We start from the raw sequence: 12,237 nt of genomic DNA, 5'->3' as shown, positions 1-12,237 counted from the left end.
AAGTGCTCATTTTCTTAGAGAATGATCACCTAGAAGCTTTTTTTGTTAATTTAGTATTCCTTAAATTAACTTAACCAACGCATGAAGCGAATTCTGATTCTTGTTTTTACGTTAACCGTAACTCTTTCAATGTTTAATTGCAAAAAGGGTGATAATGACCCTTTTATTAGTTTGCTTTCACGTAAAGCTAGACTTGCCGGTACTTGGAAAGTTGATAGTTATGAAAAGTTAGCATCGAATGTGGATGGTGATGAGAAAATTGAGGTTGAAGAAGTATTTAACGGATTAACAGTATTTAAAGTCACTACAACTGTTGATGAAGGGACAACGTCAATTGTTGAAGATCCAGATGATGTAACCATTTCAGATTATAATTTTGTTATTGAGAAAGATGGTAATTGGTCATCATCATTAACGCGATTAACGGTAAGTGAAATTTATATCGCAGATGATACTTTGATTATCAATACAAAAGAACAGTTTGAAATGACAGGTACCTGGTCATTTATTGGAAAGAATAAAGGGAATTACAAGAATAAAGAACGTGTTCAATTTAGTGTATTGAATCATACTTCAACCAGTGATTTTGAAGGTGGTGACCGTGAAATTGTTGTCAGAGAATTTAACCAAAATGAATTTGTCTTATTGTACGATATAGATCGTTTAAAAAATAAAGAGATGGTTTGGAAACTTGATGCCCACAGTACCTTAAATATTACTAATATTGATGGTATGACAGGTTTGACTGGTGAATATGATGGTGGCACTATTTCTTATACGGAAGAGATTAAACTTGTTCAATAACTGTTTTTTCTTTTTCTTAAAGATTTGCTTTATTCGAATAATAAATATGTGTTGAGATTATAGTAAGTAAATGAGGAACGATGCTTATGCCAACCAAGTAAATCATTAGCATCTCATGTTTTTGGGGAATATAAATCGAACATGAAAAAATCAACCCAATAACTAAGCAATACAACCAGTTTCGTTTAGCAAATCCCCAACTATTCTTTGCTTTTATATCGTCCAATTCCAATGCGAAATCAAAAAATGAAAAGCCAATAAAAAAGGATAAATTCAAAATACTCGCATATTCATAAAACACCTTTCCCAGCAACATTGATGCAATCCAAATAATGGCTAAAAAAAGGAATTGAAAAAAGAACATAATTGTCAAAACAACAATAGCTCTTCTAATCGATTTGATTAATACACGCCAAGAAAATTGATAGGTTATTCCGGTTATATCTTCAATCGTTTTTTCGGCGAGAATGGAATTGATTGGTGTGAGGGCAACTAAAATAATGAATTCAAAAAAGACGATCGAAATAAAACTAATACTCTCATTAAAAAAGCTGTAAATCCATTTTAGTCCCCAGTAATTTTGCATGAAATCCAATCGACTTTGAATGGAACCTCCTGCTAAAACAACAGTGTAGAATAAGACGGCTAGAATAATGCTTGGAATAAAATAAGGCAATACGTTTTTTTTAAAAACTAATAATACAGCATATTTAATACTGGAAAAAATCGAACGAAATGCAAACATTATTTTCTTATTTGTTTCAAATATACCTAAAATTATTTTGCTGAAACGGGCTTAAAGTAATGAGCCTTTTGAAGTTCCAGTTCGTTAGAAATCTGTTGAAAACTTATTTCGAATTGGGGCTTTATTTTGCTTAACTTAGAGCTTATTTTTCAAAGTAGAAAACCGTCTCCATGTATATAATATTCGATACCGAAACAACGGGCTTACCAAAAAATTGGAAAGCACCAATTACGGACACTGATAACTGGCCAAGGTGTATTCAAATTGCATGGCAATTGCATGATGATTTAGGGGAATTAATCGAACATAAAGATTTTTTAATTCAGCCTGATGGATTTAATATTCCATATGATGCAGAACGAATTCATGGTATTTCTACTGAATTGGCAGCTGAGCAAGGTGTGCCGCTAAAAGAGGTTTTAGAAAGTTTTAATGAAGCGCTTGGCAAAGCTAAATTTGTGGTTGGTCAAAATGTCGACTTCGATTTAAAAGTAATGGGGTGTGAGTACGTTCGATTAGAAACGGAAACACCATTAAATGAAATGCAAGTACTTGATACTTGTACTGAAAAAACGGCAGACTTATGTCAATTACCTGGAGGTAGAGGTGGTCGATTTAAACTTCCAACACTAACAGAATTACACCAGCATTTATTTCAAATACCATTTAGCGAAGCACATAATGCAACTGCCGATGTAGAGGCTACAACTCGTTGTTTCTTTGAATTATTACGAACGGGTAATTATTCTAGTCAAGAACTTGATGCAACGGATGATTATTTGCGTGCTTTTATCACAAAACATACAAGTAAAATAGAGCCTGCAGGACTTAAGCATGTCAATTTAAAGCAAGAAAGTGATAAGCTAAAAGCTTTAAGTTCGAATGATCAAGTCGATGATAAGGTAATTGATATTTCTGGTAATACTGAGCGATTAAAAGATGTTAGTTTTTCACATTTACATAATCATTCTCAATTCTCTATCCTACAGTCTACCATTCAAATTAAAGGTTTGGTTGCTAAAGCGGCATCTTATAATATGCCCGCAGTTGCTTTAACTGATACAGGGAATATGATGGCTGCGTTCCATTTTGTTCGGGAAGTATTGAATTATAATAAGTCGGTTGAACAGAAAAAAGCTGCTGCAGAGGAAAAAGGGGAAGCTTTTGAAGGAAGACCGATGGTTCCAATTGTAGGTTGTGAATTTAATGTTTGTGCAGATCATACCGATAAGTCTCATAAGGACAATGGGGCAAGGGTAGTTATGTTGGCCAAAAATAAAAATGGCTACCATAATTTGGCAAAAATGTCGTCTTTAGCATTTACTGATGGATTTTATTATGTGCCAAGAATTGATAAAGCAATTATTGAAGCACATAAGGAGGATATTATTTGTCTTTCTGGTAATACAAGTGGTGAAATTCCAAGTCTAATATTAAATGTTGGGGAGAAGCAAGCGGAAGAGTCTTTATTGTGGTATAATGAACAGTTTGGTGATGATTTTTATTTAGAAATCATTCGACATGGATTAGAAGAAGAGTCAAGAATTAATGAAACTTTATTAAGATTCCATAAAGAGCATGATGTAAAAATTCTTGCTACAAATGATACGTATTATTTAGAGCAAAAAGATTCGGTTGCACATGATATTTTATTGTGTGTAAAAGATGGTGAATTGCGTTCGACGCCTATTGGTCGAGGTCGAGGATTTAGATATGGATTAGAAAATGATCAATATTATTTCAAGTCACCTGACGAAATGAAAAAGCGATTTGCTGATATACCAACAGCAATTGAAAATTCGAATGAAATCGTCAATAAATGTGAGCCTTATGAATTGGCAAGGGAGATTTTATTACCTGCCTTCGATATTCCTGAGCAATTTCTAGATGCTAAAGATAATGAAGATGGTGGAAAACGAGGAGAGAATAACTTTTTAGCCCATTTAACATACGAAGGAGCTAAAAAAAGATACGGTGAAATAACACCGGAAATTAAAGAAAGATTAGATTTTGAGTTGGCAACAATTGCCAATACTGGGTATCCTGGTTATTTCTTAATTGTACAAGATTTTTGTACAGCTGCAAGAGAGATGGGCGTGAGTGTCGGTCCTGGAAGGGGGTCTGCTGCCGGTTCGGCAGTTGCTTACTGTACAGGAATTACGAATGTCGATCCAATCGCTTACGATTTGCTATTTGAGCGGTTCTTGAATCCTGAAAGGGTTTCGATGCCGGATATTGATATTGATTTTGATGATGAAGGAAGACAAAGGGTTATTGATTGGGTAATTGAAAAGTATGGCGCGAATCAAGTAGCGCAAATTATTACATACGGTACAATGGCTGCAAAGTCTTCAATTCGGGATACTGCAAGGGTTTTAGATTTACCATTGTATGAAGCCGATCGTATAGCGAAGTTAATACCAGACATGAAACTGAAAAAGATTTTCAGCTTTGATGAAGTGGCTTTAGCAGATAGTTTAGGTAATAATCAAGATGATATTGACAGAGCGAACGAATTAAAACGAATCGCTGAAGGCAATGATTTGTCGGCAGAGGTTGTGAAGTTGGCTGTGATTCTTGAAGGTTCAATGCGGAATACCGGGATTCATGCCTGTGGTGTAATTATTACGCCTGACGATATTACAAAATTCGTTCCGGTTGCTTTAGCAAAGGATTCGGACATGTACTGTACACAGTTCGACAATTCAGTTGCTGAAGACGCAGGTTTGTTGAAGATGGATTTCTTGGGGTTAAAAACACTGACCCTAATTAAAGACGCTGTCAAAATAATTAAGGAAAAACATGGTGTTGAACTTATTCCTGATGATTTTCCATTGGATGATGAGAAAACATATGAACTTTTCCAACGCGGTGAAACTGTTGGTATATTCCAATACGAATCTGCCGGAATGCAGAAATATTTACGGGAATTAAAACCGACTGTATTTGCCGATTTAATTGCCATGAATGCCCTGTATCGTCCTGGTCCTTTAGAATATATTCCTTCATTTATTCGACGTAAACATGGTATCGAAGAAATTGTCTACGATATTGATGCAACAAAAGAATACTTAGAAGAAACATACGGTATTACTGTTTACCAAGAGCAAGTAATGCTCCTGTCTCAAAGTTTAGCGGGATTTACTAAAGGTGAAGCCGATACCTTGCGTAAAGCAATGGGTAAAAAGAGTTTCGATTTGCTGGCTAAAATGAAGCCTAAATTCTTGGAACAAGGGCATGAACGCGGACACGATAAAGCCAAATTAGAGAAAATATGGATTGATTGGGAGGCTTTTGCAGCTTATGCATTTAATAAATCTCACTCTACTTGTTATGCTTGGATTGCATATCAAACGGCTTACCTAAAAGCGCATTACCCTGCCGAATATATGGCTTCTGTTTTGAGTAATAACATGAATGATATCAAGTCTGTTTCGTTTTTTATGGAGGAGTGTAAACGTGGTGGTATTCCTGTTTTGGGTCCTGATATCAATGAATCTGAATATAAGTTCACCGTGAATAAAGCTGGAGCTATTCGTTTCGGATTGGGTGCGATAAAAGGAGTTGGAAGTAAGCCGGTTCAAGCTATTCTGGAAGAAAGAATTGAAAATGGGCATTTTATTTCTGTATTCGATGTGACTTCAAGAGTGAGTTTAAGAGCCATGAATAAAAGGGTATTCGAAAGCTTAGTCTTAGCAGGAGGTTTCGATTCGTTTGGCAAAATGCACCGCGCACAATACTTTGCAGAGGATTCAAATAACCGAATGTTCTTAGAGAATATTATGAAGTTTGGAAGTCGTGTTCAAGAGAATAAAGATTCGACGCAAGTATCAATGTTTGGTGGTGAAGCAAATGTAGATGTTCCAGAACCGCAGCCACCAAAGGTCGACCATTGGCCTACGCTGACCAAATTGAGTAAAGAAAAAGAAGTAGTTGGTATATACATTTCTGGTCACCCATTGGATGATTATAAATTGGAAATAGATAGCTTCTGTAAAGGTACCGTATCAGACTTGTCTGACTTGGATAAATTGTCGAATCAAGAATTGCGATTGGCAGGTATCATTACAGATGCACAACATCGAAGAACCAAAAATGGACATCCTTTTGGAACTTTTGATATTGAAGATTACACAGAAAATACGCGACTATTTGTTTTTGGGGAGGATTATTTACGCTTCAAACATTTACTTGATGTTGGTCGTTTTATTTATACAGTCGGCCGTGTGCAAGCAAAAAAATGGGGGGAAGGTTTAGAATTCAAAATCCAAACCATGGACTTGTTGACCGAGTTGAAAAGTAAAAAAGCAAAATCACTATGGTTAGAAGTTGAATCGGCTGATATTACGGATGAATTAATGGAGAACTTATTTACATTGGTCTCTGATAATAAAGGAACCTGTCATCTAAAGTTTTTGATCAAAGATTATAAATCTAATACACGGGTTAAAATGCCTTCAAAAACAATGAAAGTAACGGTAGAGAATGACTTTATTAAAAAGATAGAGGCTTTAAATGTTTTTGAATATAGCCTTGAAGCTTAATTCAAGCTATTTATTTTGGTAGTTCTTGATAATGAATTGAATAAATTTGTCTAAATCAACTTGTCTGGTTGCAATACCAACTGAGATACGAATTGCACCGCGTTGGAAATCGAAAAAGTTTAAAGCATCATTCATGTTCACATTACTCTGATCCTTATAAAAGTCTGTTAATTTCGCGCTACTAACTTCATTATTGATTTCATCAATTCCAGGATTGCAAAAACAACCCGTTCGCAGTGAGATTAACTCTTTATTGGCTTCTTTTTCAACTTCGTCAAAAAATATGGTTTCACCCCCTTGGGTTATTACATTAAAAATAATTGTTCCACCAATATTTTGATGATCAGTTGGACCATAAATTCGTGCCACAGCATTGCCATTATCATGTTTGATTTCACTCAAAGCATTGTACAAGTATTTTCGTAATTCAGTAACTCTTTCAGTAATCTTTTCGATACCGATCCCTTTAATAAAATCTAGGCCGATTTTTATAGCGGGAATATCTAAGTAATTAAGAGTACCATCCTCATACCTTTCATTGCTTTCGGCTAAAAAGTGTTTGCTTTTTGTATTGGAAACCATTGAGACTGTTCCACCAGCAAACCACGGTTTCTCTAATTTATGAAATTTATCTTTTCTTATGAGTAAACAACCTAAACCTGTTGGATAACCAAATATTTTGTAAAACGACATCGCAACAAAAGATGGTTTTACTTGACTCAAATCTAATTTTGAAGTAGGTACGAATGCTGCTGCATCTAATAATATGTCCCATCCTCTTTCTTCAGCATATTTAACCCATTTTAAATCGTGTTTTACACCGGATACATTTGATTGTGCGGGATAAGCAAATAATTTATTCTTTACATCATCATGTTGATCAAAATGTTCAGCAAGACAATCCTCATCAAGTCTCAGGTTATCTTTTAGAATATTGCAATAATAGAATTTAGCATTTTTTCTAACTGCAAATTCTCGAATTCCATTTACAGAATTGTGATTATCCATCAATAAACTAAAGCAGGCATCTTCATTAAAAGGGTAACATTCACCAACAATTTTTAAAGCTCCACTTGCGTTTTGAGTAAAGACACAGCAATAATCATCAGCATTAAAAAAGTCTAGTACAGCTTGTCTACTTTCTTCAACTAATTCTGTTGATTTTTTTGAAGAAGGATTAGAAGAATGAGGATTTCCTAATACCAAACTCTCTAGCATTTCGTGATGTTTTCTTAATTGAATCGTTGCATATAAACCGCCGCCTGTATAATCAAGATAAACATGTTTCTGCTTTCCTAAGCGACTAAATTCTTTATTGAATAATTCGTTAAAATAGGATTCATGCTTAATTTGAACAAGAGCTTCTGTTGGTTCTTGCCGTTTAGAAAAATTAAAAAAACTCATATTCAATATCTTAGTTGCTATGACTCAAATATATTGAATACTATTTAAAAATTTATAGATTACTTCAATAAATAATCAGATTAATCGAATAGAGGGCAGACGATAGAAATTGACTTATCAGTAATTATTTTTCAAACCGTTTAAGGTCAGTTGATTTGAAGGTCCATTCGGGTGTTCGGAAAGATTCGACATCGCTTAAAACATACCAAGGACTTTCATCACCTGATGTGTTTTTGAGGATTTGAATCTCTTGCGCAGGCATATAACTTTGTGCCAGCATATAAACTTTTTTATCGTTTACAGTATCTATTGCCATGTCGACAACAATTACAGCGTGTCCTGGTGAACCACCTTGGATAAATATATCGCCAATTTGCATATCATTTATATGGACAGGCTTGAGCTCTTTTGATAGGGATAATGTTCCAGCATAGCTGAATACTATTTCCATATATTTCCAAAAGTCATTATAGGTATTAGAAGCAGATCCCTTTTGATACCAGCTCGCTTTACTTCCTTTGACACTGATTCTCTTTCCTTTCATCCACTCGGTATAGTCAACGCGAAAACCATTAGTGAAATTAAAATGAATGGGTTCATAAATCTCTCTTTCCCACCAATATTCCGCCCATAATCTCATTATTGCATCCGCACATTGATGTAAATCTCTTTTTCCAATCTCAAGATCAACAACAGCTTCATAAACGCCGTAATTGGACTTCTCTTCACCTGAATAATATTTAACAAGTGAGCCGTGTGGTTTTAAAGGTAGATTTTGAAGATAAGCACCAAAAGAATTATCTGCTGACGCAATGCGCTCGTACCCTTGAGGAACATTAAAACGAGTAAGGATTGTTTTCCCAACTTCATCGATTATATCAACTGGACTTTGTTGATGCGCAGTCGGTTGACTGCTGACATTTAATTGAGGAGAAATAACATTCGGAAATTCCTGATCAACACAACTATTAACGGTCAAAAGAATGACTGGTAAAGCGAATAATTTGTAAAATGAAGCACGTTTTTTTATCATCGTCCTTTAAAGATAGAATTTATAATCCAGTTCGCCAAAGAATGAATGCGTACTCCAATGCGGTTTCTTTTAGGGATTCGTATCGTCCTGCTGATCCTCCATGACCGGCATCCATATTGGTAAATAATAAAGTTGGCTCGTCATTGGTTTTTAATTCCCTTAATTTTGCCACGTATTTAGTCGGTTCCCAATATTGAACTTGCGAATCATATAATCCACTTGTAATTAGCATCGCTGGATAAGCCTTCTTTTCTATTTGATCGTAGGGTGAGTAGGAAAGCATATAGTCATAAAATACTTTTTCGTTCGGGTTACCCCATTCGTCATACTCACCTGTTGTAAGTGGAATAGTATCATCAATCATAGTAGAAACTACATCAACAAAAGGTACTTGTGCAACAACACCTTTCCATAAATTTGGACGTAAATTAGCGATTGCTCCCATCAATAATCCGCCAGCACTTCCCCCCATCGCAAATACGTTTTCAGGATCAGTAAATTTTTCTTGAATTAAAAAATCGGCTGTAGTAACAAAATCAATGAAGGTATTCTTCTTATGTAATAATTTGCCATCCTCATACCAAGCTGTACCCAAATATTCACCACCTCTAATATGTGCTATTGCAAATACAAATCCACGATCCAATAAACTTAATCTATTCGAGCTAAAATAAGGATCAACAGTAACTCCGTATGAACCATAAGCATATAATAATAAAGGATTTTTTGCGTCCTGATTAAACTTGTCCTTTCTATAAACTAATGAAACTGGAATAGCAACACCATCCGCTCCTTTTGCCCAAACTCTTTTTGATTTATAATTATCGGGATTAAAATCACCAATAACTTCTTGTTGTTTTAATATTGTTGACTCAAGAGACTTTAAATCGTAAGACAAGACAGTTGCAGGCTGAGTCAATGAGCTATAAGTTACACGAACAGCATCGCTTGAAGTTTCAACATTATAACCAAAATCCAAAGTGAATGTTTCTTCATCCATCGGAATTAACCTAGTCGATAAGTCTTTTTTATCGTAGACACGCAATCGTGTTAAGCCATTCTCTTTTTCTTCAACGACAAGATGTGTATCAAAAATTTCAAAATCTTGAATTAGGATATCCTTATTATGCGCTTGTATAATTTCCCAGTTTTCTGGAGATCGCTTATTTTCATCACAATATACCAATTGATAATTCGGTGCTTTTAAATTCGATTTTACATAAAAACCGCCATCAACAGATGTTTCAGGATAATATTCATGTCCGTTTTGTCTCGGTAAGAACAATTCGAAATCAGCAACATGATCCGCTAGCATAAATCTGAACTCTGTCGTCAATGTGCTATGAGATCCAATAAAAATGTATTTATAATCCCCTGATTTATTTACGTTAACCACATAAGTTTCATCAGTTTCTTCATATACATCTGCATGTTCTGCAGTAAGAATGTCGAATTTTTTAATCAGATGTGGACGCAAAGTCTCTGGATCCTTTACCGAATAATATAAAGTTGTATTGTTATTGTGCCAAGCCAAATCACTGCCTGAATTTTCAATGCAATGATCTAAAATTTCACCAGTTTCTAAATTCTTAAAACGAATTTGGTACAAACGCCTTCCTGTAATATCCTCTGTAAAAGCTAATATTTTATTATCTCTAGATACTGAAAACGCGACAACCTCGTAATAAGCATGGTCTTTTTCTTCTTGATTTTCATCAATTAAGATCTCTTCCTGCGCTGTGAGCTCCCCTTTCTTTCGACAGTTAATAGGAAGTTCCAAACCTTCTTCAAAACGCGTATAATACCAATACCCATTTTTTAGATAAGGTACAGACGAATCATCCTCTTTAATGCGTAAACGCATTTCTTGGTAAAGTGTTTTCTGCAATTCATCGGTTGGCGCTAAGATATCCTTGGTGTATTTATTTTCAGCTTCGATATATTTGATAACATCTTTGTTTTCTCTATCTCTTAACCAAAAGTAATTATCGATTCTTTGATGACCATGTAATGTAAGCAAATGTTCTTTTTTTTTCGCTACTGGTGCTTTTGCCATGAATTTGAAGGAATTTGAAATTGTCTTAAACTATTTTTTAAATAAGATTCATCTCTTCCATAAATGTCTGAATGGAAAATGATTTGATCACTACTGTCGACAGTAGTCGTAAAGTATTCAATAAACACTTCAAAAGGTTCGTTCAATTCAGCGACTCTTTGTGTGCCTCTTTGAATTAGGCTATCGAGCGTATCGGCTACTATGATATGTTTATCGAGGGCTAAAATTTCTTTTGCCAAATCAAAAGGATGTTCAACTCGGATGCAACCGTGAGAATATGCGCGTACATCATTCGCAAATAAATATCGCCCAGGTGTATCATGGACAAAAATTGATTGGTCATTTGGGAATAAAAATTTAATCAACCCTAAACTATTCGAATGTCCAGCATCTTGTCGAACACGATAGCGAAAATTTGTATTGTTCACAACACTCCAATCAACAGTCAGAGGATCAACCTCTTTGTCATCTCTGAAAAATTTATAGCCTCTTCGTCTACTGTAAGATGTATCCTTTTTAAGGTTCGCTAATATTTCAGTTGAAGAAATAGAATAGGGGACATGCCAATATGGATTTGCTACTAACCTTCGCATTGTTGCTTGAAATTCGGGTGTTTGCGTCTTATTTGCACCAACAATTACTTTATGTTTTCTTTTTACAATTGTACTATCAACAAAGTATAAATTAAATTCCGGAATGTTAATCCACATGTATCGACTTGGAAAAGGGCTTCTCCATCGCCATTTTTCAAGACTTAATGCAGCTTGAAAAAAACGATCAGCATGATTTCTCGATAAAGCATTGCTGGTCCATGTTCCGATGATTGCATCGTCCACTAAACCGCTTAGTTTCTGGAATTCTTTTAAAGCTATATCAACCAAAGAGTCGACTTTACTAGCCGTTGTATCTAAAAAATCATATTCAATTAATGCTTTTTTAGCCAATTCTCGCGACAAAAGACTGTCCGTTTTAAAATTAGGTACATCAAATTTTAAAGTATCAGAAATGTCATATTTCGTTAAAAAATCATTTAAGCCAATCAGTAGATGTTGATATTCCCAAAACTGTGGTTGATGACTAAGGATAATAGATTTACAACTATTTTCTTCTTTTATTTTTGCTAAATCTTCATCAAAATTAAAGGGGATCAAGTCTTTTTTCCATTTGTAATGGAAATCACTAGTATCGATACAACCTACTGAGACATGTGTTGAAAACAAATAATATCCATTCATCAATAAGACTTCTGTTAGTTCCGTTGTCGAATCAATTGAAGCGTTGATTCGGTTGAATTGGTACATCTCAGGCATTAAACCATAAGCATATGCATTTTTTAATAAATCAAATAATTCTTGACCGGCAGTACTAAGTGCTGTTTGATCTGTCCAAATTGGTTCAAAATCGTTCGATTTATAATATGCTTTAACTTCATTTAGAGCAAGTAAACTATCGTTACCAGTAGATATAACGGAGATGGTATCTATTACATTTTGAATTTTTTCAATATATGAAATAGTAACTACGTTTTCATCGTTAGAATTCACTTTACAGCTACAAATTGTAACGAAAATGAGAAGGATTAGTATACCAAGTTGTGTCTTGATTTTCATTTGATGGCAAAGATAATAATCTGGGCGAAATTAAACTTTAA

Annotated in this window: 7 protein-coding genes; 2 read left to right on the top strand and 5 right to left on the bottom strand. The window is 34.7% G+C overall.

Annotation, left to right across the window (positions count from 1 at the left end):
* The first annotated feature begins 81 nt into the window (after positions 1-81).
* Complete coding sequence (locus tag T367_RS0107445; RefSeq protein ID WP_157454159.1) at positions 82-804, top strand: hypothetical protein; 723 nt, start codon at positions 82-84, stop codon at positions 802-804.
* Positions 805-820: 16 nt separating this feature from the next.
* Here the strand turns inward: T367_RS0107445 and T367_RS0107440 are convergent, their stop codons facing one another.
* Positions 821-1,549, bottom strand: coding sequence for a hypothetical protein (locus T367_RS0107440; RefSeq protein ID WP_027419278.1), 729 nt, complete (start codon positions 1,547-1,549; stop codon positions 821-823).
* Between the two features lie 170 nt (positions 1,550-1,719).
* Between T367_RS0107440 and dnaE the strand changes: the two genes are divergently transcribed.
* Complete coding sequence (dnaE, locus tag T367_RS0107435) at positions 1,720-6,093, top strand: DNA polymerase III subunit alpha (protein ID WP_027419277.1); 4,374 nt, start codon at positions 1,720-1,722, stop codon at positions 6,091-6,093.
* A gap of 6 nt (positions 6,094-6,099) precedes the next feature.
* Here dnaE and T367_RS21730 read toward each other — a convergent pair whose 3' ends face one another.
* The 4 genes from T367_RS21730 to T367_RS0107415 all read right to left on the bottom strand — a co-directional run bounded on the left by T367_RS21730 (position 6,100) and on the right by T367_RS0107415 (position 12,196).
* Positions 6,100-7,497, bottom strand: coding sequence for an aminotransferase class V-fold PLP-dependent enzyme (locus T367_RS21730; RefSeq protein ID WP_084274345.1), 1,398 nt, complete (start codon positions 7,495-7,497; stop codon positions 6,100-6,102).
* Positions 7,498-7,621: 124 nt separating this feature from the next.
* The gene (locus tag T367_RS0107425; RefSeq protein WP_027419276.1) at positions 7,622-8,530 is read right to left on the bottom strand and encodes a DUF4846 domain-containing protein; all 909 of its coding nucleotides are present in this window, start codon (positions 8,528-8,530) and stop codon (positions 7,622-7,624) included.
* A gap of 19 nt (positions 8,531-8,549) precedes the next feature.
* The gene (locus T367_RS0107420; RefSeq protein ID WP_035842866.1) at positions 8,550-10,586 is read right to left on the bottom strand and encodes a S9 family peptidase; all 2,037 of its coding nucleotides are present in this window, start codon (positions 10,584-10,586) and stop codon (positions 8,550-8,552) included.
* Positions 10,568-12,196, bottom strand: coding sequence for a L,D-transpeptidase family protein (locus tag T367_RS0107415; RefSeq protein WP_084274344.1), 1,629 nt, complete (start codon positions 12,194-12,196; stop codon positions 10,568-10,570). The genes T367_RS0107420 and T367_RS0107415 overlap by 19 nt, the downstream gene beginning before the upstream one ends.
* Between the last annotated feature and the right edge of the window lie 41 nt (positions 12,197-12,237).

It is taken from the genome of Crocinitomix catalasitica ATCC 23190, from assembly GCF_000621625.1.
Taxonomy (GTDB): Bacteria; Bacteroidota; Bacteroidia; order Flavobacteriales_D; family Crocinitomicaceae; genus Crocinitomix; species Crocinitomix catalasitica.
The sequence above is the reverse complement of the archived record's forward strand: the minus strand, read 5'-3'. Positions and strand labels throughout refer to the sequence as shown.

Coding starts and splice junctions, on each gene's coding strand:
- T367_RS0107415 (WP_084274344.1), bottom strand. CDS start 12,196: ATGAAAATCAAGACACAACTTGGTATACTAATCCTTCTCATTTTCGTT.
- dnaE (WP_027419277.1), top strand. CDS start 1,720: ATGTATATAATATTCGATACCGAAACAACGGGCTTACCAAAAAATTGG.
- T367_RS0107440 (WP_027419278.1), bottom strand. CDS start 1,549: ATGTTTGCATTTCGTTCGATTTTTTCCAGTATTAAATATGCTGTATTA.
- T367_RS0107425 (WP_027419276.1), bottom strand. CDS start 8,530: ATGATAAAAAAACGTGCTTCATTTTACAAATTATTCGCTTTACCAGTC.
- T367_RS0107420 (WP_035842866.1), bottom strand. CDS start 10,586: ATGGCAAAAGCACCAGTAGCGAAAAAAAAAGAACATTTGCTTACATTA.
- T367_RS21730 (WP_084274345.1), bottom strand. CDS start 7,497: ATGAGTTTTTTTAATTTTTCTAAACGGCAAGAACCAACAGAAGCTCTT.
- T367_RS0107445 (WP_157454159.1), top strand. CDS start 82: ATGAAGCGAATTCTGATTCTTGTTTTTACGTTAACCGTAACTCTTTCA.